Source organism: Streptomyces sp. NBC_00322 (assembly GCF_036147535.1).
GTDB lineage: Bacteria > Actinomycetota > Actinomycetes > Streptomycetales > Streptomycetaceae > Streptomyces.
This window is the reverse complement of sequence record NZ_CP108019.1, coordinates 8,517,295-8,542,480: the sequence shown is the minus strand read 5'-3', so window position 1 is coordinate 8,542,480 and position 25,186 is coordinate 8,517,295. Positions and strand designations below refer to the sequence as shown.

Here is a 25,186-nt window from a genome sequence, read left to right as displayed (position 1 = left end):
TCAGACGGTTTCCTTCTGCTGCTCGTTCAGGCGGGATGCTTCGACGGCCTGCTGGAGCAGGTGGTGCTCATCCGGGGTGGGGTCGGTGCCGCGCATGCTGCTGATGAAGTCGCTGGCAATGTCGAGGTCACCGCGGCCTCGGATGCGTTCGCTGTAGGTCGGAGTGTTCGTGGCCTGGGCGGGGATGAGGGCGGGCCGGTGCTTGAGGCTGGCGGTGTGGGGGAAGCGGCGGCGCAGGCGGGCCATGGCCTCGAAGGGCAGAGCAGTGTCGGTGAGGGTGACCTCGAGCCAGGCATCCTCCAGCGGCTCGTGGGCGGGGTTGGCCAGGAGGTCTTCGATGAAGCCGGTCACGCACTCCAGGCGCAGCGGCACGGGGCAGAGCAGGTGGGTGAGGGCGGGAACGGCATCGGCGGCGAGGTCGACCAGGGTGATCGACTTGGTGTGGCGGGCTTCGGAGAAGGAGTAGGCCAGCGGGGAGCCGCTGTAGTGGATGCGGTCGGTGACGGGCTGGGGGCCGTGGAGGTGGCCCAGGGCCACGTAGTCAATCCCCTCGAAGACGTCGGCGCCCACGTGGGCGACCCCGCCCACAGCGATCTCACGTTCGCTCTCAGCCTCCTCGCTCTCCTTGCGTTCCTCGGGCTGCCCGGTGCCGGAGGTGACGAAGGCGTGCGCGAGGACCACGGACCGGGTGCCGGCCGGCTGGTTGTTGGTGAGGTCGGCGTGGATGCGGTCCAGGGCTGCGGTCAGCACGGCGCGGTGGGAGACGGCTTCGGCTTCCAGGCGGTCGCGGACCATCGACGGCTCGAGGTAGGGGATGCCGTACACGGCCACAGGGCCGTCGGCGTCTTCGAGGCGGACCGGAATGTCGCAGGTGCCGGGGTCGGTCCTCACGTGGATGCCGGCACGGGCGAGAAGACCGGATCCGACGCCGAGGCGGTGCGCGGAGTCGTGGTTTCCGCTGATCATGATGATCGGCACGTCGAGATCGGCAAGTTGATGCAGAGCGCGGTTGAACAGGCGCACGGCGTCCAGGCTGGGAATCGCCCGGTCGTAGATATCTCCTGCGACAAGGACCGCGTCGACGTCCTCGGTTCGGGCGGTGTCGACCAGATGGTCGAGGAAGGCATGCTGGGCGGGGATCAGATCTTCTGTGTGGAACCGGCGGCCCAGGTGCCAGTCCGAAGTGTGCAGAAACCGCATGACCACAGACCGTAACCACAGTGACGGTAGCTGCGGGCGGTTTTCCTGATAAACGCGATCATCGACGGAAGGCTCGATGCGTGCGCACTCCATGGCGTCGGATGGCAGGAAGGTGCGGCGCAGTGGTAGCAGTATCGATGAGGCACGACGGGCTGGCTCTCCTACCGGTGTGGACGAGGAGCCTCTGCCGGTAGCAGGCCAGCTGGAGCCTTTGTTGGCCTCTGCTGCACGAGTAAATGAAGTGCAGTGAATTCCCGGCGCGCCTGCGCGAGTGCGCCCCCTTCGCTCCAACACGCGCTGTGCGGAGCGCGCTTGTCCCCTTACCTTGCTTGCAACGAAGACGGGGACAGGACGCATCTAGGGTGAATCGGCAGGCGTAGCCGCAGGAGGCGGCGTGCCATCGGCGGTAATCGTCCGAGTCCGGTAGCCAACCCGCTAGCGCCGTGATCACCAGAGTCTGAGTCCGTCAACACTGTGCGGTCGGGCTGGGGGCGCTCCGTCTATGGACTGCACAATGGCGCAACAGCGCCCTCCCCCGTCCTGTCCCACAGGGAAGGCCAAACAGGAGATCGCTCTGTATTTCTCACCCGACGTGATTGCCCGCCTGTCCGTGAACCCTGGCGGTGACCACCGCCAGGTAAGCGGCGTACGTCTCCCGTTGGTTCCACGAAAAGAGAACAGTGTGAGAGTTACCTGCCATCAGTCGTGTCTGCGCAGCACCGTCAGCGATCCGAAACTGTCGCCGGTCCTGAGCGGTGACAAGGTGTACGTATCCGTTTACTAGGCGAGTGGGTTCCTTGGACTGAACTTCAGCGACTTCGGCAATGGGGATCACACAGTCCTTGGCGCCGCCCACCTTCCCCACAAACTTACGCCTGATCTCGGCCCGATCTGCGCAGAGCGTGACGGTCGCGGTGTATCCCCTGAACACGAGTGGCTCAGGCTGCTGCGCAGGCGCACTTGGCGGTGCATTGTTGTCCGCTCTGCATGCTGGAACGGGGTCTCCGCGTGCGAGGAGGTCCAGGGTAGGTAAGGCATACGTGACGGCACCAGTGAGACGGCCCTGCTCGGTGTGTGGCGACAGGTCTTGGAGCTCGCCGGACGGAGCCTCGGCAGGGTGGGTAACGGTCGGCGAGGCGGACGGGCCGCGGAGCACGGTTCCATCCGTCGTATTGGCGACTGCGGCCATGCCTGCTTCATGGAATTCCCTCCCGGCGACGGCTTGTTGTACGCGCAGGAGCGGTGGGGCTTGGAGTGGTCGCTCATCACGACCCGCTGGCTGGACGGTCCTCGTCTCCCGAGCCGCGTTGCCGTGATGCTCAGCAAGGGGCTCAGGGACGATCTCCTCGGTAGGCATCGCGAGTCGGGCGCTCTGCTTGGACCTGCCGTTGGTGATGTGGGCGATGGCCACTCGGTACTCGGTCTCGGTCCACAACTGTGGTCTCTGGCTCACGCCGGCCGCAAGGACTCGTTCATAGACGTACTCGTAAAGGTCATTGACGCTGACGATTCCGTCCTGGTCACGGTCCGCCTCACCGGTTTGAAGGCCGTTGATGATGGCGCCGGTGAACCGCGAAGGTTCGGGTGCCAACGCCGTGAGGTGATCGCCCTCCCATGCGTACTCAGTGCGGTTCGTCGCTGTCAAGATGGCCCGGCCATGGCCTGCCAGCTCTTCCCTCACATGCACGGCTGTGTCGCCCTTGGTACCCGGCAGAAAGGCGCCGCTATAACAGCAGTCGAGAAGCACGACAATCGACCTGGCCCGGCAGTTGCGCATCTGGTCATGCACGAATGCCGCGGATACAGCGGTGGAGGCGAGGAGCCGGTGGTCGGTGTCTTTGGCGGCAAAGTAGAGATGCCCGTTATCATCCTTGATGCCGTGGCACGAAAAGTGAAGCAGAAGCAAGTCGTCGCGGCTTCGGTCCAGGAAGAAGGACTCCAGGACTCGGTTGACTTCATGCTGGGGTCGATCGATCACCTGGGTGACGTCATACGCCCCGATGTAGGGGTCGTGGAGCACTTCCGCGAGCCCGGCAGCGTCCCGAGCGGGTGAACGAAGCTGTCTCAGCGCAGGATCATCGTGTTCACCTGTGGCGATGAGTAATGCGCTGCGACTACCAGACAAAGTCGCTCACCACGGGGCTTTCCCGGCGGAGCCGACCACGTCAAGCACTGGAGGCATCTGCTTCGCCCTCTGGCTCCGCGCGCGAGACAGGCCCGTGAGTCACGATGAATGCCTCCACAAGCCGCCGTTGGTCTTCCGTCGTCGCCTGTTCCAGTTCGATGCTGTCGTCGCCGAAAACAACCCGCACTTTACGAATGGGACGGTGGGTCATCCACGTCTCCAGCAACCGGAACACTTCCCGCAAGACGATGGGCGACAACGTTACGCCAAGTACCCCAAGGGTGACCGCGTCGCCGGGCTTGGAACCCGCAGGAGCCTCATCGATGCGCACCGACTCCACACGGTCAACGTCAAGTTCGAGCAGCCGGCCTCGCAATTGGGCAGTGAGTTCGTCGAGTTCCACCGTGTCACTGTCAGGTGCCCCTTCGAGCGTGACAGTCATCAATCCTGCGTTAGCCACAACACCCCCATCAAAACCTGAACAGGCCCAGCGTATCGTCAACCTCGTAACAAATAGGCGGAGTTGCGCTGCCCGCACGACGCCCCACTGGCGTTCCTGCGATGCCGGTCTCCAGCGAAACGAACACCCCGATCCGATGACGGACCGGTTGCTCCCGTCAGTGCCGCTCGGCATCATCCAACGATCCACGCCTCGGCTGCTGCAGGCTCTGCCCCTGCAGCTCGGCCGGGTGCGCAGGACGGTCTTTCGTGTCAGCCTTGCGGATCATTCCATGAGAAGTGGGATGGACCGTGCTTCGTCATAGCCTTGCAGAGAGCTTTGACCATCGCCTGCGGGTTCGCTGCAGCGGCGGCTCTGTACTCGGTCACCTCCAACGCGAAGACGAACAAGTCCCGCAGGTGCAGGACCCCGACACTGTCGCCCGCTGCGGCGGTGAACAGTGCGTCGAACGACGTTGTGTCGTTGGACGACCAGGCCGACATCAGGCGCAGGGTGAGGGCGCGATCGGGCGGCACCCTTTCGTCCAGGCTTTCCGTCTCGCCGCTCTTCGCAGGCTTTCCGGTGGCGAACTCGCTGCCGGTGACCATGGTCACCGAGTCCACGTAGGCAGCGACCGTATGAGCCATGGCCAGCACGTCCTCGAGCGGTAGTGCCAGGATCATGCCCAGACGATGTCCGGCTTCGTCGAACTCTCCCAGCGCGGCCTGAGCCACCGCTGCCTGAAGGCAGAGCTGCGCCAACTGGTGTTCCTTGGCAACGTGCTTCACGTACCAATCCCCTCTCATCGCATCGATGAAGCAGAGCTGGAGTCTGTGCCTCCAGCGGGCGGACAAGCATCTGCCGGTTGCGCGGATGAAGACCTCGGCGAGGGACAGCCGGCCGCTGCCCCAGGTCACCTGAGCGGTGTGCTGGTCCGCGACCGTTCCGCACCGGGGTCCGGGGTCACTCCCACGGACGCCAAGTCGTCGCGTACCGCGCTGAGTCAGCCGCCGAACTCTCGTGCCTCATCGGCAGCCGGTCCCACGGCACCGATCTTCATGAGGCGGCTGGCGATGGCCCCTTCGTTTCGGCCGAACTCCTGTGCCAGTTGCGCGAGTAGCACTCCCTGGGCGCAGCTGGCGGCAAGGTCCTTTTCGTCCTGGTCGGTCCAGGGCATGTACGCGTTGGGATGGGCCTTTCGTTTCTCCTCCACCGTGTAGGCCTTGGGCTGCTTGGGTGCTGTCTCGGTGGGCTGGGTGGGCACGAGGTCGGCAGGGTAGGGGGCGAGTTTGAGTCCGTGGAGCTTCCAGCGGATGGAGTTCTCGCTTCGTCCGAGGTCAGAGGCCAATTGTTGGAGGCTGGTGCCTGCGCGGTGGGCGTCCCGCAGATGCTGCTCGGCCTCGGTCGTCCACGTGGCCCCCGGGTGGGCGGCTTTTCTTTTCACGCTGGCCGTAGTGGTGGCCGGGGGCTGGGGGCCAAGCGGTTCGGGTGTGGGGCAGGCACTTGCTGCGGCGGTGATGAGGCGGCCGATGTCGCTGAGGTCGCGGGGGTCCAGTTCGCCGGTGAGCTCGCCGTGGATGATGCCGCCGGATGAGCAGACGAGGACGGTCAGTTCCATCCTGCCTTCTTGTGCCGGTTCGGCGGTCAGGCAGTAGCGGCGGTGCGGGTCGCCGAATTCCAGCTTCACGCCGGGCGCCGCGGGACGGGGGTGCGGCTGGGCCGGGAGGCTGGTCGGGGCAGTGGCAGGGGGAAGCCGGTATGCGGGGGCCAGCAGCTCGTGTACGCGCCAGGACGCCAGCACGCTCTGACCGTCGTCGAGTCGGTAGGAGGTCTGGCTGGCCTCCACGTCGCAGACTGCGTAGAGGACGTGGAGCCTCTGGCCGGCGAACAGGCAGGTCTGTCCCTGTGGCCCCAGTGGGATGGTCAGGGTGCCTGTACCGGGTACGGGCTCGAGGACGACGGCGTCCGGGTCGCCGTGCCAGGAGCCCTTTTCGTCACGGAAAGCGTAGATGAGGGTCAACCGTGGGTCCTTTCGCGGGGAGATCGGTTCGCCGGGGCAAGGTGTGCCGTCCTCGCCCCCCGATTAGCGGTCGGCGTCGTGCGCCGGAGCATGTGCCTTCGAGTCCGGGACTCTCGCTTCCTCCGTGGCGAGGAGGCGGTCGAGGACTGCGTCGTGTTCCTGGTAGACGATGCGGCCACCTGCGTGCAGGGCTCGGCCCAACTCTGTGCTGCTGTGGGCGGGCGGCAGTGCACCGATGGGGACGGCTGAGGGTGTGCTTCCCGTTGCGCGGACGATGGCGGCGTCCATAGCCACGAGTTCGGCGCCGTAGAGCTGGTGCACTGTGGCGGCGATCTGGAGGCCTGCGGTGTCGAGGTCGCCGGCGTAGCGCAGTGGGACCCCTTGGTCCACGGCGAGTTGGAAGAGGGCGTGGTCGACGGCGCGCAACTGGCCGCTGGTGCAGGCCAGGGGCAGGGTGCTTGCGCGGGCGAGGGCTTCTTCCAGGATCGAGGGATTCTCCACCACCGTGAGGGGTGTGGGTGCCAGGCGCGGTGGCGAGAGGGTCAGATCGAGGAGGGGACGCCGCCTCAACCGCCCGCGAGAAGCCCGCCTCGCGCAGCTCGGCCAGCGCGGTCTCCACCCGCGGCAGGCCCCGGCCGTATTCGCGGGGAAACTGGCGCAGCGCCTCTACTACCCGGTCCCGGTTCTCGCCGAACACCTCGTTGTCGGTGACGTCGGACTGCACCATCCTCGCCAGCGCCGCATAGAAGTCGGCGGTGACCCGCTGCAGTTCATCGATGCGGGTGCGGACATCCTCGAGATCACCCGGCAGCAGACCATGGTCACCGTCCAGGTGCTCGAGGATGTCACGCAGCGTGCGCCCCACTCCGTCGAGCAGACGACTGGGCAGCTGCAGGGCACGCACCACATCCACCACTGCTGCGCGCACCGCAGCAACCACCCCCCGCCCCCGGCGAGTCAGCGCCCACGCCTCCTGCCGCACCACCAAGCCCTGGAAACTGCGCACCGGAGCCGCATAGTCACGAAACGGCTCGGCAAAGCCCCACTTCGCCAGCTGGTCCAGCGAGTTACGCAACTCGGGCTCAGGCAGCGGGTCGTGGTAGCCGACGGTCTTCACCTGCGCGGCAATGTCGGAGAGCGTCGACATCGGCCCGCGGGTGGACAGCTCCTCCAGGGCGGCCAACAGGGCCAGGTACCGTTCGCGCACCAGGTCCTCGGGCATCCCGAACACGTACCAGTCCCCCGGTACGACCTCTTGCCACCACATCCGCGGCCTCGACACACCTACCCCCTCGCTGACATCCCGCCCGCATGCGGGCAGGTCCTCCCCCAACTGCGAACTCCGGCGCCCATCCGGTCCACGAGAACTCGGATTGCAACGCATTTGAAGCTATCCACCGCCACTGACAACGACACCGAATCCTGGTGCGCGCAGAGCCTGTTGAGACCCCGTCACCTGTCTCAATGCAATGCGTTCTCTCTTTCGGGGCCGATAGGAGTCCTCGGAGTGCACGGGGCATGCTGATGGCTCATCACACACTGCTGCATAACTGCGGTGACCTGAGGAGTTGCACTGCTCGGCCGGGCCGGAACACGTAACAGGATCTCTGATCTTGGGAAGAACCCGGCCCGCCAGGCGCGGATTCCTAGGCCAGGAAAGAGTGTCTAAACAAGCCAATAGCTCAAGCACCGCAAGAATGGGAACCTTAGTTCTAATTCGCTGGCTGCGGTCCGCCCGTGTGCTGGAGAGATAGCGTGATTCAGCGTCAGACCATGCGCCGGTCAAGAAAGTCGATCACAGTCCTGACAAGCGCCACCCGGTGATCCGACAAGCAGTGGCGCTCCGGCGCCCAGCTGAGGTCGCGTCGGTGGTGGTCGACCTGAAGCAGTGGCAGACCTGCCGCATCCTCCACCGTAACCGAGTGATGTGCAGCGACGGGCTGGTGACGGCCCATCCGGTCTACCAGGTCGCTGTCTACCTCGGTTCCCCGGTCAAGATCCTCTAATCAAGAGACGCTGCACGCACGAGCCGTACGACATCCGTCGCGCAGCCCCAGGAGAGAGTCACTCCGGCTCCGCCATGGCCATAGTTGTGGATCACGGGGGCTTCGTCCTGGCGGTGTTCCAGTTCGATTCGGACCTCGGATCGTGCCGGTCGTGCCCCTATCCGGTGGTCGAGGAGTTGCGCGTTCGCGAGGCGTGAGTCGATGGCGGAGCAGCGCTCGATGATCCTTTCTGCGGCGGTGTGGTCGGCGACGAGGCTGCCGTTGTTGTCGATGGCGGTGCCGCCGAGGACGATGGTGTCGCCGTGCGGATAGAAACACACCAGGTCGGGGGACGTGCCGGTGTCCTCGGAGAAGAACTCGTCGATGCCGGGGTTCTTCAGGATGACGTGCTGTCCGCGGATCGCGTGCATGGTGGTGTCGCCCGCTAGCTGGGAGGCGCCCAGGCCCGCGCAGTTGACGATCGCGGTCACGTTCTTGATCTCGTTCCAGTCGCCTACGGTGCCGGTCTCGATGTGGCAGCCGAGCTCCACGACGCGGCGTTGCAGATGGTCGAGGTAGATCGGCATGTCGATGAGCGGCACGGTGAAGCGGTAGCCGGAGGCGAAGCCGGGTGGGAGTTCTTCTTCACCGCAGGGTCGGCAGTCGGGCAGGAGGTCGCTCCACGGAGGGGGATCCATGGGTTTCCGGGACGCTTCGATGCCGCCGACCAGGCGGACCCCACTGTCGCTGAAGTGCGAGAGGCCACGGAAGGCTTCGAGGGAGACCAGGCTCCATGCCCTTACCTTGTCCCACGGCTCCGCGTGGTAGGGGCCCCACATTGCCCCGGCCGCGAGCGACGTTTGGCCGGGAATCTCCTCGGCCACGATGCGTACCGGCAGTCCAGCCTGCAGGAGCTCGATCCCCGTGGTGAGCCCGGAGACTCCTGCCCCTACGACGACGATCGACCTCTTCCCTGTCATGATCCGACCGTAACCCCTCGGGCGCGGGCCAGGCTCTCCTGGGCGGCGATGCGCTCTTCCAGCTCCGGCAGGAAGTCGCGGACGTAGGGGTTGCGCTGCTTCCTGCGCATGTCAGAGGCAAGCTGTCTCAGCAGGGCAGTGCTTCGTGGGGAGCGGACGGCTTCGAGGCGAGCAGTGGCCGTCTGTCCGACCTCGCAGGAACGTTCCAGGTCTCCCGTGGCGCTGTAACCCAGGGCGAGCGCCAAGAGCGACACCACGACCTCGACAGCCGCGACGGCAAGATGATGACGCTCTTCGTCTGCGCGAAGATTCTGGCCCCGGACGCCCACCCTGAAGACCCACGCCTGGCACCAGCCCGCGACGCCGCTACCCAGATCATCGCAGAGCTCGAGGCCAGCTAACGGACCGAGGCGTGTTCAGCACGTCCTGCCCCGGGCGGGGCTCTCAGACAGTGGACAGCGCCGGGGTCGAGCGCCGATCAGCTCAACCCACCCGCACAGGCATGGCCGCCAGTTTATAGACCCGGATACGCGGCTTCGCCCGGTGTTCATGGTTTCGCCGTCACTACGGGAGGGCGCGGGCGCGCTGCAAGGTGGCCACGGCTACCGCCATCTGCAGGGGGTGCCGCGCCACTGTTCCTCAGCCCTGAGGCGCCGCCGGTTGATGCTGCGCCGCAGGCTGAGGCGGTGCACCTGGGGGATGTTCTGGGCACCGAGGCGACCCGAATCCGGTCGAGCCCGCGGCCCGATGAAGGGATCTGCGACAAAGAGCACTGTCCGGAGTGCGGTCTGGACCCATCCGTGATCGTCGCCTTCGAGCCCCTGGGACCTGTCACCGATTCACCGCCAGAGACGTCACCCCCTGAGTGGCGTCCCCGGAAGATGATCCCGCCGACTGCACCGACGGTACGCGCCACTATCGGCCCGGATACAGCGACTTGGGCGTCAACCATCCACGATCGTGTGGGGTTTCACGAGGCGAGCGGATCCTCGGTCGCGGTAATGCGGGCCAGCAGTGTGCGGGCTTCCTGGATGCGGGGGTGGGCCGGATGCAGGAACTGCTCACAGGCGGTCAGCGCCTGACGGGCTGCAGCTTCTGCCTCACTGCGGCGGCCCACGCCATGCAGGGCTGCGGCGGTAGCCATGCTCAGAGTTCCGCTTTGGGCACGGACCCAAAGCGGCGTGAGCCGACCTGCCTCGGCCAAAGCCTCCTCGTGCCGGCCCTGCCCGCTCAGGCTGCGCACCAGGACACGGTGCAGGGTGGCAGCCGTATTCCCCTCCGCGCGGGGCAGATTCCCGCGGGCGATGGCCTCGGCCTCTTCGTAGCGATCCTGCCCGCACAAAGCAGCTGCCAGATTGGCCAATGCGGACAGCTCGACCCTCCACACCTCGGTGAGGAGCGCGAGACGGGCTGCGCCGCGCAGTATGTCCTGCGCCTCGGCCTCCGCCTCCATATGCCTTTCCTGGTCGAGGAGGACCGACACACGGTTCCCCCGGACCGCCAGCAGCAGTGTCCGCTCGGCGCCAACGGCCCGCTCCAACTCCGCGATCAAAGTCTCCATCTCGGCCAGCACCTCGGTCCCGCGCCCATGAGCGCCCGCCGCCGCCGTGGCGAAGGCCTTGGCCAGCCACACCACCATGGGGCTCCGGCCCCAGACGCGCCGTGGCGCGGCCGCAAGAGCTCTCGCCCGGGCCTCGGCCTCCTCGTACTCGCCTGCCTCGAACAGGTCCCGGAGGCAGTCGAGCTCCCTCCCCTGCCAACGGGACACCCCGGACACCCCGCCCTCGGCCCAGCTGAGCCCCGAGCCGCCCCGCACCATTCGCATGAAACTCCCAAGCCGTGAGATTACGGGAACCCAGGCAATTTCGTCCCCGCGGTTCCACGGTCCCGAAAGCCTCCCCGCCACCACCGGTCTCCGGCAACATCCAAACGCCGATCTGTGGGCCGCACCTGGACGATGTCACACATTCGCCGCCTGGAGGCACAAAGCCGCATCGGTGATCGCCTGCCACGACGAGACCACCGCGAAGAGGCTGCAAGGAGCGTGCCTGACCCCGTACTTCCGGCCCTACACCAACACCGACGTGGTCGGATGCGAACTCGGCGGCGCGGTCAAGAACGTCATCGCGCTCGCCGTCGGACTCGCCACCGGGATGGGCCTGGGGGACAACGCCCGCGCCCTGCTGATCACCCGCGGGCTGGCGGAGACCGCCCGCCTCGGCGCAGTCCTCGGTGCCGATCCCCTCACCCTTTCCGGACTGGCCGGCGTCGGTGACCTCATTGCCACCTGCAGCTCGCCGCTGTCCCGCAACCGCACATTCGGTGAACACCTCGGCCAGGGCATGACCGTGGCCGAAGCAACCGCCGCCACCAGCCAGACCGCCGAAGGCGTCAAGTCGGCCGCCTCGATCCTGAACCTCGCCCGCAGACACCGGGTGGAGATGCCTATCACCGACATCGTCGTCGCTGTCATCAACGGCACCGTCACGGTCACCTAAGCGGCAACTCTGCTGATGACACGGTCCCCCAAACCCGAACGCTACGGCCCCTGATCAATGCCGGGGCGCGTAGCGGCCGTACCGGTGCAGGCGCCCATCGAGTATCTCCCGCAAACGGTCGATTCCGAGCGCGGACAGTGCCCGCTTCGGCAGGTAGAGCACCACTAGTCTGTGCGGGGCGGGGTTCAGCAGCACGAACCCTGCCGCCGTCTCCACGTACCCGAAGAAGCTGCCCCAGCCCGCCGGACCTCCATGCCGGCGCCCGTGAACCGTACCCCCTCGCCGCATTCAGAGACCGTCGCGGTCCACGGCCCGAGCGGGACGCCCGCCCTGGCTTGCCGAGCGGCCACAACGCCTCGCTTGAGCGGCAGGCCCAGCAACATGCCGCAGAACGTGGCACCTGCGACCAGGCCGCGGCCAGTGAGGATGAGCACCGCCGCCCCGAAGAGCAGCGGGCCCAAGACGCCGAGCAGCCGCGCCTTCACTCCCTGCGGCACCTGCGCACGGCCGCGGAACACGTCCTGCCAGTCCGGCTGCCGCAGCTCGAATCTCAGCTCGACAACGTCGTTGGCGTCGATGTCGTGCACCACGCCCGAACTCTCGGTCATGGCCCTCCCAGTCCTCGGTGACGAGCCGTGATCGTAACGCTGAGGTCAGACAGCCGAGCCGGTGGTGTCGCGGTGAGAACGAGAGCGATGATGAGCACCGGCGTTGGCGACTGAGCCAAAACCCTGACGTCAGCTCAGCCTCGCTGACCGCCTCGCCGGGGCGCCCGGAGCATGCTCGCCGCCTGACGCGTCCCCGTTGCCTGGCGCTTCACCCACCGCAGCCGTACGGCCTCGGACTCACGCACGAGGGAGGCCCTCGCAAGATCGCCCCCGCCTGCGGCTGGTGACACACGTCCGCCGTGGGTTGAGGGGTTGATTCTGAAGTGGCAGCATGAGAGCGGGGCTGTTCCTATGCTGCGGCGATGGAGTGGACAGCCGTGATCGCGGTGGTGCTGGGCGGAGTCATCGGTGTGGGCAGCACGCTGGCCACGGACCGCGCCCGATGGCGCAGAGACCGGGCGACGCAGGACCGCGAGACGCTGCGCACGGTGTATGTGCAGTACTTGGAGGCTCTCGCCCAGGCCCGCGATGTCATATCCCACGCCAGTCAGGAAGTGCACCGCTCCGCAGAAGAACGGGCACAGATCGCGTGGACCGTCACGCGGGACCACGGCGTGTATGCCAGGCAGTACGCCCTCGAACTCATCGCACCCACCGAGGTAGTGGAGAAAACCAAGGCCGTCGCCGCGAAACTCGTGGCCTACCGGGATGCAGTGGTCAGCGGCGAGACATTCGCAGATGCTGGCTGCACGGAAGCCCGGCGCGCCCTCCGCCACGCTCGCCACGCACTCATGAGCGCCATGCGTGACGACCTTGCCCGTCCGCACTAGGGCCTGTGTGACGTCGTGATCAATCAGTTGCCTTCAGCAGGTCGTTGATCCAGATCATGGAGGCGCGGAGGTGGAGGCCGGCGAGGTAGCTCTCGGGTGTCTTGTCGTATCGAGTTGCGATGCCCCGCCAGGCTTTCAGCTTGTTGATCAGGCGCTCGACGGTGTTCCGCCCCTTGTAGAGTTCGGCGTCGTGGCGTGTGGGCCGGCCGCCCCGGCTGCCTTTCTTCTTTCGGTTGGCGGCCTGGTCCTTCTTCTCCGGGATGACTGCCTTGATGTTGCGTTTCCGCAGGTAAGCGCGGTTGGCGCGGGATGAGTAGGCCTTGTCCGCGGCGACAGCGTCAGGCCGGGTCCGGGGACGGCCGACCGGTAGACGGACCCGCACCTTCTGCAGCACGGGGACGAACTGCGGGCTGTCGGCGGCCTGTCCTGCGGTCAGGACGAACGACAACGGACGGCACTTGGGGTTAGCGGCGAGATGAACCTTGCTGGTCAACCCGCCACGGGACCTGCCGAGCAGGGCTTCCTTCAAGCGGAGCTTGCGCCGTCGCCTGATGTGCCGCCGCTCGTCCTGGCCGGGGGCGTCCCTTCCGTCCTGTCCGTTCTGTTCCGGCGGGCCGCCCCCTTTTGCCGGGGCCGTTCCTGGTCAGCGGCGGCTTCCTCGAGGGCCTCCATGACCTCCTTGCCGATGCACATCCCGGCGGCGTCGTGGTGGGCGCGGGCGGTGGTGGAGTCCACGCTGACCAGGGACAAGTCCGTCTGCCCCTGGCGGGCGGCTTCAGCGATCACGCCTTCCAGCAGCGCGGTGAAGACGCCGGCGTCCCTCCAGACCCGGAAGCGGCCGTAGACCGTCGGCCACGGGCCGAACTCGCCCGGCATCTCCCGCCACTGACTGCTGGTGCGGAACCGCCAGATCACCCCCTCGAACTGCTCACGCAGCCGCTCGGGGTACGGGCCGTACTCGCCTATCGGCAGGAACGGCTCGATCAACTTCCACTGCTCGTCGGTGAGTTGCCTGCGCGTCACGATCGTCTTCCTACTGGATCCGGCTTCCAAACGAATCCGGATCGGCAAGATTGATCACGACGTCACACACGCCCTAGAACCCGCCGTCAAGACTGGCACCGGCAGACGGATGGATGACGGTGCCGCTTCTGAAATCGCCTGTTTCAGCGAGTCTGTTCGGCAGCCCTTCGATGCCGTAGAAGGCTGCCTGGATGAGGCGCCCAGTGGGTCCGCCCCGGGCCGTCGGCGACCGCCGCGCCGCGCTCCCGGACCCGTCAATGAAGGTGCTGTGCCTGCTCCGTCGCTCGCGCCGGTGACAGGACGGGCGGACATTGACCGCGAGCGGATAGACTCGGGCGTCCGCGAAGCGCACATCTCGGCAGCTGGCGGATCGTCACGGGCCCTGCGGCACGGACTTCAGACTGATCGCATGGATAACTGGGACGGTCCCGATCCGCCGGACTGGCAGCTATACGCCGTTGGCCGACTGGGCCCCGTGACAGGCAGCGGCTGCGCCGCCCACCGTCACCCTGAGCTGCGGCGGTTATCAAGATTCGACGGCACATGAGGCGGTGGTGCGCGCGCTAGAGCTCGGGCTCTGCGGTTTCCTTGTACGAGACGTGGCCGATGGCCCTGTACGCCTGGTCCAGGCCGCGCTCAAGAGCTTGAGACGCCTCGCTGGCTGCGGCGAGGCCGACGTGGAAGTCCTGCAGCTTCTCCTCCAGCGACGCGCCCCGGAAGTCGGTCTCCAGGCGGCCAGCTGCTCGCAACCGGTCGATGCCGCCCTCGAAGAGCTCGAGCAGTTGCGGCAGTTCATGGGCGCTGCGCGTCAGGCCGCTCAGGATCCTGTACGCCTCCAGCGGATACTTCGGCGGCGACTCGGCCAACGCCTGGACCAGCTCGCTGTGTGCTTGTGAAGCGTCCAGCGCGTACCGCTCAACGGCCTCACGGTTATCAGTCAACGGAACCGTCCCTCGGAGTCGCGGTGGTGGTCGAGAGTCTGGCAGCGGGCAAAATGTTCCGGGCCGGAACGGCGGATCCATGCTGCAGCGCCTTCAAGTGACCCTGACGCGCAGGACGTACCGATTGCCTGCTGATCGCTTCGGCCTGCTCGACCAGGTCGGCGCGGGTTGACTCCAGCAGGGCCTGGCGGCCGCCCGACGCAGCATGGGCAGGATCTCGGCGACGGTCCGGACACGGTGCGCAGGAGCAAGCTGATTGAAGGCCCACTGGCAGCGAAGTGCGCAGCGAAGTCCCGGGCATTGCGCCCGGCACTTCGTGTGCCATCGGTAGGTACCGAGCAGAGCCCGGGGTCAACGCGCCGCGTGTCGTACTTGATCGCCCACAGAGGAATCTGGTGCGTCCCTGCCCACGTCCGATCAGCGTCTTGATCCGCGCCAGCGTCCAGGTGTGGTCCGGCCAGCCGTGCGCTACCGGCCCCTTGGCCAGTTCGGTGCCTCACTCAGCTTGGGTTTGGACGCCGGTCCCTTCGACTCCAAGGCTGACTTTCCGCCGTGTTCCGATGCCTGGTGCCATCGCTGTACCGACCGGACGCTGACACGTAACTGCCTGGCGACCGCGGCACTGTCGTGTCCAAGGGCGAAAAACTCGGCCGCCTGCATCCGAATGTACTCGCGAAACGCCCGTCTCTCCGCAGTCAGCCCGCCCCCTTGTGGATACCTCATACAACCGGCCTACCGCGCCAACCACCGCTTGTCAGCCACGACATCACGCCAACAAGGTCAGTAACGCGACGGAGTCTGCGGGTTGGGTGCGAAAGGTGGCGAGTCCCCACTGCTGGTCGACGACTAGGGTCATCCCGCTCTGGGCAAGAGCGGGTCGCATCCGGTGGATTCGGGCTTTGAGGGCGCGCAGGTTCATGGGAAGGCCAGGTGAGCCCATCAGCAGTCGCAGGTGGTGACAGCAGACAGGCGTCCTCGCCGCAGCCAGGATGTCGAAGAGCAGGCTCTGGCCGGCGGACCAGCTGATGTGTCGGGTCGATGCTGGCGGGGGCGGGCAGCTTCTGAGGTCGGCGCGAATGCGCCAGGCCAGTTCTGCAGCCGGGGCCTTGCGGTCCAGGACGTTGAGGGCGCCCGCGGTGAAGGCAGTGAGCGTGTCCTGCCCATCGGGGGGCAGGACGGTGACTGGCGCAAGGAGGCGCGCTGCTCTCACGAGGCCGGTCAACTGCTGCTCACTCGCGCTGGGCACGTCGAGGAAGATCACGGCTGGTCTTCGGTTGTGCACCATGTCGAGGGTGGAGGTGCGTCCCCAGCTCATGGCAGGCCCGAGGGCTAGACCGGTTCGCGCCAGCCGCTGAGCGAGTTGGGCGCTGGCCGCCTGTTCAGTGGAGAGGAGCGCAGGTGCTTTGGAGACGCCCGTGGTGTGGACGGTGAGGTGAAGGTTTGCGTGGTGCGTCATTGGTGACTCCTGCCAGCCGGTTGTGTTGCATTCCGGTGAAGGCACCAGGGACGGACCTCGTGTTGACAGGTCCTGTCCGGCCCCTGGGCGGAGGTCGAGATGATGGGGACTCGTTGGGTGGAGCAGCAGGTGATGGTGCGGGCGCTCGCCCAGATCGAAGAGTCGGGCGCGGTCTGGCAGGTGGTTGTCAGATTCCCAGTGGGCCGAACGGGCCGGTCCAGAGGCCAAATGTGTTTCCCGTCGGACGCCGAGGCGTCTCCCCTGCTAGGAACACGAGACTGCCAGCTTGAACAGCGTGGCTGAAGGTCCCAACCCGGCGGCGGAGGGCGGCAGTGTGGACGCACTGCACGCCGGTTGCGCTGCGGCGGGGACGGGCCGCTCTGTCTTGATCATGTTCGCCGGCCCACCCAACGCATCAGGCCAATGCAGTTCGTTGCCGTCGTAGCAAGTTCGGAGGGAGGCCGCAGCCAGGCCGCTTGCCAGTGGTCAGCGGCCTGGCAATCGCAGGGTCCTTGTCAGGCTGGGCGCTTCAGCAGGTCGAGGGCGATGTCGTGAATGAGGTCCTCCTGCCCGCCTACGAGCCCGCGCCGGCCGACCTCGATCAGGATGGACCGCGTGTCCAGGCCGTGCTGCTGCGCGGCCGTCTCCGCGTGTCGCAGGAAGCTCGAGTAGATCCCGGCGTAGCCGAGTGTGAGCGTTTCGCGGTCGACGCGCACTGGGCGGTCCTGCATGGGGCGCACCAGGTCATCGGCCGCGTCCATCAGCCGGAACAGATCACAGCCGTGTGACCAGCCCAGAAGTTCGGCGACAGCGATGAAGGCTTCGATGGGACAGTTGCCCGCTCCCGCTCCCTGGCCTGCCAGGGAGGCATCGACCCGGGTGACTCCTTCTTGGACGGCGATGACCGTATTCGCCACGCCCAGTCCGAGGTTGTGGTGGGCGTGGATTCCTATGCCCGTGTCAGGATGAAGAACGTCGCGGTAGGCCCGCACCCGGTCTCGGACGTCTTCCATTGTCAAGCGTCCGCCGGAATCGGTGACGTACACGCACAGGGCACCCGCAGCTTCCATGATGAGTGCCTGCCCGGCGAGTTCCTTGGGCGAGGCCATGTGGGACATCATCAGGAATCCGGCGACGTCCATGCCGAGGTCCCGGGCCGCGGTGATGTGCTGGATCGCCACGTCGGCTTCGGTCGCGTGCGTGGCTACGCGTACTGACGTGGCACCGTGGTCGTGGGCGCGCTTGAGGTCCTCGACGGTGCCGATACCGGGCAGCAGGAGGGTGGTCAGGCGTGCATTGGTGACCACCTCCGCTGCGGCGGATATCCATTCCAGGTCACTGTGGGCGCCTGCACCGTAGGTGAGGCTGCTGCCCCCCAGTCCGTCGCCGTGGGTGACTTCGATGGCGCTCACTCCAGCGGAATCCAGGGCTGCAGCGATGCTGCGAACCTGCGCCGTGCTGATCTGGTGGCGTACGGCATGCATTCCGTCGCGGAGTGTTACGTCTTGGATGTAGAGGTGCGGCTGAGTCATGTGGTCATCGCCTTCTCGCCCAGCCGCTCAGCGACTCGCACCGCGGCGGATGTCATGATGTCGAGGTTGCCCGCAAAGGGCGGAAGGTAGTCACCGGCGCCTTCGACTTCGAGGAAGACGCTCACGACCCACCGCTGGTCGTGAGGCGCGTCGTCCAGCAGTCGGTGTTCTGCGGCGTTACTGGCCAGGCGGCGGAATTGCACGTCCTGCTTGAGCCGGTAGCCGGGAACGTACTGCTGGACCGCCTTCACCATCTGGTCCACTTCGGCGGTCACTTGTTCCGGGTCGCAGCCGTCGACGATGCACAGGACGGTGTCGCGCATGACGAGGGCGGGCCTGGCCGGGTTGAGAATGATGATGGCCTTGCCACGGTCTGCTCCGCCGACGGTTTCCAGGGCGCGCGAGGTTGTCTCGGTGAACTCGTCAATGTTGGCGCGAGTTCCGGGGCCGGCTGAGCGGGAGGCGATCGAGGCAACGATCTCCGCGTAGCGCACTCGCGCTGCGCGCGAGACTGCAGCGACGATAGGCACCGTTGCCTGGCCGCCGCAGGTCACCATGTTCAGATTGCCTGTGTCCAGGTGCTGGTCAAGGTTGACCGGCGGAACGACGTAAGGGCCGATGGCGGCAGGCGTGAGGTCGATGATCTTGACCTGAGTTCCCTTGAGTGCCTGTGCGTTTGCGATGTGCGCAGAGGCGGATGTTGCGTCGAAGACCAGTTGGATCTTGTCGAAGTCCGGTTGGTCGAGTAGTCCGGCGACGCCGGTGCTCACGGCCCTAACGCCCAGCCGCTCGGCGCGTGCCAGCCCCTCCGAGGCGGAGTCGATGCCGACGAGTGCTGAGAGGTGAAGGTGGGGTGATCGAAGAATCTTCACCATCAGGTCCGTGCCGATGTTGCCTGACCCGATGACTGCTACGTTCGTCCCGGTCATGATGCCTCCTTGAGGGGCATGCGGGTGGAGACGGTACCTAGGCCGCTGATTCCCGCCTCGATGACGTCGCCGGCGTGGATGGGAGCCATGGGGCCGAGCGCACCGGTCAGGACGATTTCGCCTGCTCGCAGTGGTTGCCCGAGTTCCGCCGCTTTGCGCGCCAGCCACAACAGCGCGTAGAGAGGATCACCGAGGCAATCGGCTCCGGTTCCTCTGGACACTATGGCGCCGTTGACTGTCATGGTCATGGCCACGCCCGCAGGTTCAACGTCCTTCAACCTGGTCGTGCGACTGCCGAGCACGAACAGGCCACACGAGGCGTTGTCAGCAATGGTGTCGGTGATGGTGATGTCCCAGCCGCGAATGCGGCTGTCGACAATCTCCAGCCCGGCGTACATGCAGGCCACTGCTTTGCGGACCGATTCCTCGTCGATGTCGGGTGCATCGAGGTCACGGCCCAGGACAAAGGCGATCTCAGCTTCGATGCGGGGCTGCAGCAGACGGTGGCTCGGCAGCTCGTCTTCCGTGATCAGCATGTCCTGCAGCAGCGTGCCGAAGTCTGGTTGATCGACTCCGAGTTGCCGCTGTACCGCGGGAGATGTGATGCCGATCTTCCGTCCCAGCAGGACGTGCCCCGCGCGGGTGGCCCGTGCCACGTTCTCGGACTGGACGTCATATGCGGCATTGAGGTCGTCGGTGCCGATCAAGTCGCGCACCGGGGCGCACGGCATGTGCTGCTCGCTCGCCACGCGTAGGCGCTTTGCTGCCGCAGCGATGGTTGAGCTCATAGGAAGAGGGTCCTTTACTGTCAGGCCTCCGTGAGGCACGGCTAGTGCATTTGGTGCAGCGGGGCGCCGTCTGCAGGGTGGTTTGCGTGATGCAGGGACGAACGCCGACGCCACCGTCACAGAGTGGGGACTTCGTCAGGCCGACAGGTTCCCCAAGGCCTGGGCAAGGTCGTCAACGAGATCGTCCGGACTCTCGAGCCCCACAGACATGCGCAGGAACCCTGCGTGCAGTCCCGAGACCGCGAGATCCTCAGCCGACAGCAGCCGGTGGGTTGAGCTGGCGGGATGAGAGAGCGTGGTCTGGGCAGAACCCAGCGAATGCACCAGGTGGATGAGGTTCAGATCGCGGGTGAACTGGTTGGCTACGGCAAAATCGGGTGTCAGTTCGAACGAGATCATGGCGCCATAGCCCTGTTCCAGGACCTGCTGTGCGATCAGGTGATCGGGGTGATCACTGCGGCCGGGGTAGAGAACACGGTGCACCTGAGGCTGCTCGGAGAGCCAGTCGGCCAGAAGGGAAGCGGTTGTCGTGGCCCTGGCCATACGCACCACCAGGGTCTGCATGCCCCGCAGCGCCAGCCAACTGTCCATCGGGGCAGCGATCGATCCGAGGCGGACCATTCGGTCGCGGATGCGCTCGACAGACTCGGCCGCACCCGCCAGGACGCCGATGACGGTATCTGCGTGCCCAGCCAGGAATTTGGTGGCACTTTCCACTACCAGGTCGGCGCCGAAGGCTGCCGGCTGACAGCTGTAGGGTGTGGCGAATGTGTTGTCGACCAACACCTTCGCTCCGAATTGATGTGCCAGGTCCGTCAATGCTGGCAGATTGGGCACTCGCAGGCGAGGGTTGGATATGGTCTCCGCGATGACCATGGCTGCTCCGTGGCGCAGGGCCGCAGTCAGTTCCTCTGTCGACGAAAGGTCGACGGTAACGTGCTCGATGCCCCACTGCTCAAGGTCACGGAGCAGGCCAAGCGTCCACCCGAATCCCTCGCGGCTGACGACAACGCGGTCACCCGGCCTGAGTTCGGTCAGAAGGGCAGCCGCGATCACAGCCATACCTGTGTTGCCGGCCACAGCCGCTTCCATGCCTTCGAGATCACTGATCGCGGCCTCGAGGGTGAGGTTGTTCGGCATGCCGATGGTGCCGTACTTGGCGCCATGAGCCACAGCGTCACCGAATATGGCGTCCATCTGTTTCAGGTCAGCGAACTGCCATGCTGCCGTCTGGTAGATCGGATGCGAGACCGGCGGGTTGACGGGAACAGGCGCACGCCTGGGGTGCAAGGTGATTCGGGCCAGGTCCCGGTCACTACCACGCAAGGCGCACCACCGCTTCGATCTCGACAGCAGCACCGAACGGCAGCGAGGACATCCCGACCGCCGAACGACTGTGCGCGCCGGCATCTCCCAGCACATCTATGAGGACCTGAGACGCGCCGTTGATGACTGCGGGATGTTCCGCGAACGTGGGGAGCGCACGGACCATCCCGAACAGACGAGGCACACTTGCGATGCGGTCCAGCGTGCCGAGACCTCGCTCCAGGGTGCCCAGGAGAGCCAGGGCCGCATCGCGCGCCGCCCGCTGTCCGTCCTCGACTGTGAAATCGTCGCCGAGCAACCCCACTTCGGAGGCGCCGCCGTTGCGCCATCCGATGTGCCCCGAAACGAAGGCGAGATTTCCGTCGATGACCAGTGGCTGGTAGGGCCCCACTGCGGGGTGACTCAGAGGCTCAAGGCCGAGCTCGGCAAGTCGGGCCCGCACCTTTCCGCCCGGGGCCGGGGATGTGGCATTGCCGTGGTGTGAATCAGTCATGTCTGAATCGTGAACCAGCCAATCCGGCGAGGCCATGCCGCATTCCATGATGTGGAATGCGGGCGTGCCGAGTGCTTCGGAAGGCGTGCTGACGTCACATGAGGCGACGCATAACACGTGGGAATCCCGCCTCGGTGCCGCGATGCGCTGGACCTCGCTTTCCCGCAGCCGCTGGATGTCCCGGCCTGGTCCGGATCGCCCAGGTACAGACGGCACTTCACGCGCATCGACCGGGCCACGTTCGCCGCCCTACCCTCTAGGCGGCGCGAAGCATCCTCTTGATCCCATGCGCTGCAGTAAGGACGGCTCCTTCGAACCGGGAGGGCAGGAACCGGCCAGCTGGGCCCGCGATGGACAACCCGGCCACCACCGCGCCTGTCCGGTCGAACACGGGCGCTGCTACGCAGACGACTCCTGGCTGGGCCTCTTCCCGGTCATAGGCAACCTGACGGTCCCGAATTGCGGTGAGTTGGCGTTCCAGCAGGTGCCTCGTCACGATTGATGCAGACGTGCGCGGAGGGCCAGCGGCCCGTACCGCAGAATCGATGGCTTCCGGGGAGAGGTGAGCCAGCAGCACTTTTCCTATGCTGGTGTAGGGCGCCGGCATCCGTCCGCCCACTCGGGTTGGGGTGGCCGCAGAAGTGCGGCCAGTGATCTTTTCGACGTACACAACCTGCCCACCGTCCAGAACTCCCAGGTGCACGGTTTCACGTGTGGCCTCGTACAGGTCCTGCATGAACGGCTGCGCTGCGGAACGTAGGTTGCGGGTTTGTGGAACCACTTGCCCGAGTTCGAATAGATGCGGTCCCAGGCGAAGCCAACCGCCGCTTGATTCCACGGCCCCCCAGGCGCACAGGTCCTTGATGATCCGATGCACCGTTGGTTTGGGCATGCCCGTCGCCACGGCTACGTCCGCCAGCGTCGACTGCCCGCCTGCGGCTGCGAGGTGATCCAAGACAGCGAAGAGCTTTCCGACCACAGCAGTGGCAGCAGGAGGCCGGTGTGCGCCGTGGGGAGTTGAGGAATTCCAATTCAACATGCGCGGACCGTTCTTGATTGCACCGAGTGCCGCAGGATGCGCCCGGGCTCTCAGAGCAGCCGTTATTTCCCGGGTCGGGCGGAGTCTCTCAGGACTGGAGGCCGGGGTCGTGCCAGGCGGCCTCAGAACCGCCGGGACGGGCCATGGCCCCTCGACGGTGCCGGATCGCGGAAGCGCTGTGCATGTCGATACCAACCTGGCGCTCGGCGAGAGGAAGCGACGCAAACCGGTACACGTCGTAGGTAAAGATCTGCACACCCTGAGTGCCGCTGGCCGTAACGGTCGGCACACTGATCTGCCAGTAGCCCATGAGGCTGTCCTCTTGATGGTCTCTTGGTGGACATCGTCCACACACTGAGGCGTCGACCACCTGCGGGCACAGAATCGGATGATCCGCTTCGGCTGTTCCCACTCCATCTGCGGTGACACCTGTTGAACTGGTTTCAGTCTCTGCTACCACATGATCCGGTGTCAAGAGCTACAATCGGTTGCATGATCGCGACCCCTCCCCCCGTGTCACTGGATCCGACGGATCCGCGAATGGCATTTCGGTTCAGCGGCGGTCGGCTATGCCTGAACTTTGCTGCCACGCTGGGTACGCGTCACACCACGCCCATCGAGCGGCTTCCCAATCAGGCGGCGCTTGCTCGCTGGATCGCCGAGGCCGGCTTGGCCGACGGGCCGGACGCCGTGGACGCTTCCTCGACCGTCATGACGGACGTTCGCGAGCTGCGCGAAGCCATCTACCGGCTCGTCCTCGCCGTCATGCATGGTCAAGATCTTGCGCACGAGGATCTTGCACGGGTGAACACCGCATCCGCCCAACCCGACTTGGCCCCGCAGCTCGACCGTGTCAGCCAAGGAACGGGGGACCGGCTTCAGCCAGCCATCCGTTGGATGTCCGGCGCCGGCGCCGGCGCCGGCGTGGCCACAGTTGCGCGCGATGCCGTTGTCCTCCTGAGTAGCCCCGTCTTCACGCGGGTGAAGGAGTGCGAGAACCCCGAATGCTCGCTCCTGTTCTTCGACGAGTCCCAGGCGCGCCGTCGCCGATGGTGCTCCATGGAGCGCTGCGGGAACCTCGCCAAGCTCGCCACCTATCGCTCCCGCCCGCGTCACAGCTCCTAGCCAGGAGCTGTCCGGCCGATCAACAGGTCGCCGATGCCCGCAAGGGGTAGATCTCGAGTGAGGGAGCGAGCCTGTCTCCCCCGGCCAGCAGCTTGACGTTGCAGGCGGTTACGGAACGTGGCCAACAGGCGACGTATCGGCCGAGGGCCAGGAGCTCGGACGCGACCCGCCACGAACGGTTCGGGACGGGGAAGCCTCCCCGGCCCGGCAGGCCCCGTTTCATCCCGCCCGATGGCGCAAGCCGCTGGATCAATAGTTCGCGGGGCGGCCAGGCGTCGTCGGCCCGGCAGCCCACCAGCCCCTCCTGTGGAGTTGAGCCACCACGGCGGAGGGACCCGCAGTTCTTGAAGTCTGCACCTTGCGGCGCAGCGGGTGTGCCCTGACGTCATACGCGACGAGGTCGGCATGGCCGGCCAGGAGCAAGGCGTTACCCGTGTCGAGGCTCGGTCCGCCGTCCAGGACAAGAGTGCCCGGATACAAGGATCGAATGCGCCCTCTGTCGCCGCGTGCCAGCGGCCCCGCGTCAGTAGGTACGCAAAATTCGTCCGCCACGTGCAAGAAAGCGAGCCCACAGGAAAACAGGTTCGCGATGAGGTCTTCCATAAGTGCGCAGAGGTGGGTTGGGCAGCGCGTCAGCCTAACGGCGACAAGGTCACTTCTCCAAATTGCGAAGACACTCGCCATTATCTCAAGAAGCCCACGCTTCGAGTTGCCGCCCGCACAGCAACTCGCCCGCGCATGAATCACTATCCCATCGAAACCCGCATCCCACGCGTTGCTGGCACATTCCGCATAGCTCCGAGAAATGCTCTTTCTTTGATGGGCAACACTGTCGGCCAGTTGCGAACCGAGGCGTTGGTGGATACCGCTCGCCGGAGCTGCCGAAGACGTGGCGTCGTGCGTCAACTGGCAGAACAGTCGCCCTCCGTTTCCTTGAACATCCCAGGCCGCTTGGGCCCACGTTTCGACCTGTCCATCGGTAAGGATTCCCGGGCTCGCCTGATCGCGAGCGGGAGGAGGGAGCGTGTTGATAGCACTGGAGATGATCAGCCTCGGTGTCGCGGGAGTGCTGTACTGATTGATCGTGTCCCGCCCGGCGATAGCTCCAGTCGATGCGGTGGCCCGCATCGACACGAGACGGTTCGGCAGAAAAAAATCACCCAACTGGAATCTACTGCCAAGGGCCTCGTGACGAGGTGAGAAATACGACATGTCGATCACCCTGGTGTACCCGTACCGGTCTGTTTGAGGCAGGGTCGGTCGACCCCCTAAATTGTTCTCGCGGAAAGGACGATATTTTCCGCAGGGCTCGATGCAGAGCCGCCTCCCGCTGATCCTTCAATGCCGTCCAGATCCCTCAAGTTGTCCCGCGCTCGGCTTCGGGCTACCGCTACGCGCAGCTCGGCCGACCGATCATCCCTGTGCCGTGGATCAAAGCATCCACGGTGGCTCCACAGCGGTGCCGGGGCCCGTCGCGCCCCCATCGTGGAGGAACATCAGCCTGTCGGCACGTCGGCGTTCCGCGATGTGAAACGCCGGCCGGTTCACCTCTGGCGCGGCCAGCGCCCCTGCCGCAGCCCCTCCTGCTTCTGGAGGGACGTGCTGACGGCACGCGTCATTAACAGTCGGCAGCGTGGCACCCGCCCCCCCTTGACACCAGTTCATACGGTGTCCGAACATGGAGACCGTTCAGTAGGGACGTCGTCCCGCCCTGATCACCAGATCAGCTGGGCTGCTGCAGTCGGTTCACTTCACGTAAGCGACTGCCCCGGCCCCTTCGTGTCTCCGCTCTCTGATCATTGCGGCAGGCCAGGCTCGCCGGGAGCCCGGTCAAGCGCAGCCCCGGCTG

General features: G+C 65.9%; 22 protein-coding genes and 4 pseudogenes. 4 read left to right on the top strand and 22 right to left on the bottom strand.

Annotated elements, in window-relative coordinates; genetic code table 11:
- The 7 genes and pseudogenes from OG905_RS38840 to OG905_RS39305 all read right to left on the bottom strand — a co-directional run.
- On the bottom strand, positions 1-1,200 hold the full coding sequence (locus OG905_RS38840; protein ID WP_328665252.1) for an exonuclease SbcCD subunit D: 1,200 nt from the start codon (positions 1,198-1,200) through the stop codon (positions 1-3).
- Between the two features lie 583 nt (positions 1,201-1,783).
- Positions 1,784-3,325 carry a caspase family protein gene (locus OG905_RS38835; RefSeq protein WP_328665253.1) on the bottom strand — a complete coding sequence of 514 codons (1,542 nt, stop codon included), beginning with the start codon at positions 3,323-3,325 and terminating at the stop codon, positions 1,784-1,786.
- A gap of 40 nt (positions 3,326-3,365) precedes the next feature.
- A complete protein-coding gene (locus tag OG905_RS38830) occupies positions 3,366-3,767 on the bottom strand; it encodes a hypothetical protein (protein ID WP_328665255.1) in 402 nt (133 codons plus the stop codon).
- Positions 3,768-4,036: 269 nt separating this feature from the next.
- Positions 4,037-4,552 carry a hypothetical protein gene (locus OG905_RS38825; RefSeq protein ID WP_328665257.1) on the bottom strand — a complete coding sequence of 172 codons (516 nt, stop codon included), beginning with the start codon at positions 4,550-4,552 and terminating at the stop codon, positions 4,037-4,039.
- 215 nt (positions 4,553-4,767) lie between these two features.
- Positions 4,768-5,784 (bottom strand): hypothetical protein, encoded by a 1,017-nt coding sequence (locus OG905_RS38820; protein ID WP_328665259.1) that lies wholly within the window; start codon positions 5,782-5,784, stop codon positions 4,768-4,770.
- 63 nt (positions 5,785-5,847) lie between these two features.
- Positions 5,848-6,354 carry a DUF2399 domain-containing protein gene (locus tag OG905_RS38815; RefSeq protein WP_443044046.1) on the bottom strand — a complete coding sequence of 169 codons (507 nt, stop codon included), beginning with the start codon at positions 6,352-6,354 and terminating at the stop codon, positions 5,848-5,850.
- Positions 6,353-7,006, bottom strand: a pseudogene (locus OG905_RS39305) (DUF2397 family protein); the annotation flags it as partial. The gene OG905_RS38815 and the pseudogene OG905_RS39305, both read right to left, overlap by 2 nt.
- 646 nt (positions 7,007-7,652) lie before the next feature.
- Between OG905_RS39305 and OG905_RS38810 the strand changes: the two are divergent.
- Positions 7,653-7,790: a hypothetical protein gene (locus OG905_RS38810; RefSeq protein WP_328681964.1), complete on the top strand. Its 138-nt coding sequence runs from the start codon at positions 7,653-7,655 to the stop codon at positions 7,788-7,790.
- On the opposite strand, the gene OG905_RS38805 is transcribed toward OG905_RS38810, so the two are convergent.
- Both OG905_RS38805 and OG905_RS38800 read right to left on the bottom strand, forming a co-directional pair.
- A complete protein-coding gene (locus tag OG905_RS38805) occupies positions 7,787-8,749 on the bottom strand; it encodes an FAD-dependent oxidoreductase (protein WP_328681962.1) in 963 nt (320 codons plus the stop codon). The genes OG905_RS38810 and OG905_RS38805 overlap by 4 nt on opposite strands.
- A gap of 970 nt (positions 8,750-9,719) precedes the next feature.
- Positions 9,720-10,574 (bottom strand): hypothetical protein, encoded by an 855-nt coding sequence (locus OG905_RS38800; protein WP_328681960.1) that lies wholly within the window; start codon positions 10,572-10,574, stop codon positions 9,720-9,722.
- 148 nt (positions 10,575-10,722) lie between these two features.
- On the opposite strand from OG905_RS38800, the pseudogene OG905_RS38795 reads away from it, so the two are divergent.
- Positions 10,723-11,247 (top strand): annotated as a pseudogene (locus tag OG905_RS38795) (NAD(P)H-dependent glycerol-3-phosphate dehydrogenase); the annotation flags it as partial.
- Positions 11,248-11,432: 185 nt separating this feature from the next.
- On the opposite strand, the gene OG905_RS38790 reads toward OG905_RS38795, so the two are convergent.
- Positions 11,433-11,855 carry a hypothetical protein gene (locus OG905_RS38790; RefSeq protein WP_328681958.1) on the bottom strand — a complete coding sequence of 141 codons (423 nt, stop codon included), beginning with the start codon at positions 11,853-11,855 and terminating at the stop codon, positions 11,433-11,435.
- 362 nt (positions 11,856-12,217) lie between these two features.
- Between OG905_RS38790 and OG905_RS38785 the strand changes: the two genes are divergently transcribed.
- Positions 12,218-12,685, top strand: a complete 468-nt coding sequence (locus OG905_RS38785) for a hypothetical protein (protein ID WP_328681956.1) — start codon at positions 12,218-12,220, stop codon at positions 12,683-12,685.
- Between the two features lie 19 nt (positions 12,686-12,704).
- On the opposite strand, the pseudogene OG905_RS38780 reads toward OG905_RS38785, so the two are convergent.
- The 11 genes and pseudogenes from OG905_RS38780 to OG905_RS38735 form a co-directional block, all read right to left on the bottom strand.
- Positions 12,705-13,708, bottom strand: a pseudogene (locus tag OG905_RS38780) (IS5 family transposase).
- 563 nt (positions 13,709-14,271) lie between these two features.
- The gene (locus OG905_RS38775) at positions 14,272-14,649 is read right to left on the bottom strand and encodes a hypothetical protein (protein ID WP_328681953.1); all 378 of its coding nucleotides are present in this window, start codon (positions 14,647-14,649) and stop codon (positions 14,272-14,274) included.
- A gap of 409 nt (positions 14,650-15,058) precedes the next feature.
- Positions 15,059-15,372, bottom strand: a pseudogene (locus OG905_RS39300) (helix-turn-helix domain-containing protein); the annotation flags it as partial.
- A gap of 43 nt (positions 15,373-15,415) precedes the next feature.
- On the bottom strand, positions 15,416-16,105 hold the full coding sequence (locus OG905_RS38765) for a hypothetical protein (protein ID WP_328681948.1): 690 nt from the start codon (positions 16,103-16,105) through the stop codon (positions 15,416-15,418).
- 515 nt (positions 16,106-16,620) lie between these two features.
- Positions 16,621-17,637 (bottom strand): 4-hydroxy-2-oxovalerate aldolase, encoded by a 1,017-nt coding sequence (gene dmpG / locus OG905_RS38760; RefSeq protein ID WP_328681947.1) that lies wholly within the window; start codon positions 17,635-17,637, stop codon positions 16,621-16,623.
- Positions 17,634-18,566, bottom strand: coding sequence for an acetaldehyde dehydrogenase (acetylating) (locus tag OG905_RS38755; RefSeq protein WP_328681945.1), 933 nt, complete (start codon positions 18,564-18,566; stop codon positions 17,634-17,636). Before OG905_RS38755 ends, dmpG begins: the two co-directional genes overlap by 4 nt.
- Positions 18,563-19,354: a 2-keto-4-pentenoate hydratase gene (locus OG905_RS38750; RefSeq protein WP_328681943.1), complete on the bottom strand. Its 792-nt coding sequence runs from the start codon at positions 19,352-19,354 to the stop codon at positions 18,563-18,565. The genes OG905_RS38755 and OG905_RS38750 overlap by 4 nt, the downstream gene beginning before the upstream one ends.
- A gap of 135 nt (positions 19,355-19,489) precedes the next feature.
- A complete protein-coding gene (locus OG905_RS38745) occupies positions 19,490-20,764 on the bottom strand; it encodes a trans-sulfuration enzyme family protein (RefSeq protein ID WP_328681941.1) in 1,275 nt (424 codons plus the stop codon).
- Positions 20,670-21,209, bottom strand: coding sequence for a RidA family protein (locus OG905_RS38740; protein ID WP_328681939.1), 540 nt, complete (start codon positions 21,207-21,209; stop codon positions 20,670-20,672). Before OG905_RS38740 ends, OG905_RS38745 begins: the two co-directional genes overlap by 95 nt.
- 220 nt (positions 21,210-21,429) lie before the next feature.
- Entirely contained in the window at positions 21,430-22,212 is a 783-nt protein-coding gene (locus OG905_RS39295) for an IclR family transcriptional regulator (protein WP_443044045.1), read from the bottom strand.
- Positions 22,213-22,300: 88 nt separating this feature from the next.
- Positions 22,301-22,522, bottom strand: a complete 222-nt coding sequence (locus OG905_RS38735; protein WP_328681937.1) for a hypothetical protein — start codon at positions 22,520-22,522, stop codon at positions 22,301-22,303.
- A gap of 182 nt (positions 22,523-22,704) precedes the next feature.
- Here OG905_RS38735 and OG905_RS38730 point away from each other — a divergent pair, with 182 nt between their 5' ends.
- Positions 22,705-23,337 (top strand): CGNR zinc finger domain-containing protein, encoded by a 633-nt coding sequence (locus OG905_RS38730; protein WP_328681936.1) that lies wholly within the window; start codon positions 22,705-22,707, stop codon positions 23,335-23,337.
- A 249-nt stretch (positions 23,338-23,586) separates the two neighbouring features.
- Here the strand turns inward: OG905_RS38730 and OG905_RS39290 are convergent, their stop codons facing one another.
- Positions 23,587-24,549, bottom strand: coding sequence for an oxidoreductase (locus OG905_RS39290; RefSeq protein WP_443044116.1), 963 nt, complete (start codon positions 24,547-24,549; stop codon positions 23,587-23,589).
- Positions 24,550-25,186 lie beyond the last annotated feature (637 nt).

Coding starts and splice junctions, on each gene's coding strand:
- OG905_RS38840 (WP_328665252.1), bottom strand. CDS start 1,200: ATGCGGTTTCTGCACACTTCGGACTGGCACCTGGGCCGCCGGTTCCAC.
- OG905_RS38830 (WP_328665255.1), bottom strand. CDS start 3,767: ATGACTGTCACGCTCGAAGGGGCACCTGACAGTGACACGGTGGAACTC.
- OG905_RS38805 (WP_328681962.1), bottom strand. CDS start 8,749: ATGACAGGGAAGAGGTCGATCGTCGTCGTAGGGGCAGGAGTCTCCGGG.
- OG905_RS38800 (WP_328681960.1), bottom strand. CDS start 10,574: ATGCGAATGGTGCGGGGCGGCTCGGGGCTCAGCTGGGCCGAGGGCGGG.
- OG905_RS38790 (WP_328681958.1), bottom strand. CDS start 11,855: ATGACCGAGAGTTCGGGCGTGGTGCACGACATCGACGCCAACGACGTT.
- OG905_RS38785 (WP_328681956.1), top strand. CDS start 12,218: ATGGAGTGGACAGCCGTGATCGCGGTGGTGCTGGGCGGAGTCATCGGT.
- OG905_RS38765 (WP_328681948.1), bottom strand. CDS start 16,105: ATGACGCACCACGCAAACCTTCACCTCACCGTCCACACCACGGGCGTC.
- dmpG (WP_328681947.1), bottom strand. CDS start 17,637: ATGACTCAGCCGCACCTCTACATCCAAGACGTAACACTCCGCGACGGA.
- OG905_RS38755 (WP_328681945.1), bottom strand. CDS start 18,566: ATGACCGGGACGAACGTAGCAGTCATCGGGTCAGGCAACATCGGCACG.
- OG905_RS38750 (WP_328681943.1), bottom strand. CDS start 19,354: ATGAGCTCAACCATCGCTGCGGCAGCAAAGCGCCTACGCGTGGCGAGC.
- OG905_RS38745 (WP_328681941.1), bottom strand. CDS start 20,764: ATGCCGGCGCGCACAGTCGTTCGGCGGTCGGGATGTCCTCGCTGCCGT.
- OG905_RS38740 (WP_328681939.1), bottom strand. CDS start 21,209: ATGGCCTCGCCGGATTGGCTGGTTCACGATTCAGACATGACTGATTCA.
- OG905_RS39295 (WP_443044045.1), bottom strand. CDS start 22,212: ATGTTGAATTGGAATTCCTCAACTCCCCACGGCGCACACCGGCCTCCT.
- OG905_RS38735 (WP_328681937.1), bottom strand. CDS start 22,522: ATGGGCTACTGGCAGATCAGTGTGCCGACCGTTACGGCCAGCGGCACT.
- OG905_RS38730 (WP_328681936.1), top strand. CDS start 22,705: ATGATCGCGACCCCTCCCCCCGTGTCACTGGATCCGACGGATCCGCGA.
- OG905_RS39290 (WP_443044116.1), bottom strand. CDS start 24,549: ATGTCGTATTTCTCACCTCGTCACGAGGCCCTTGGCAGTAGATTCCAG.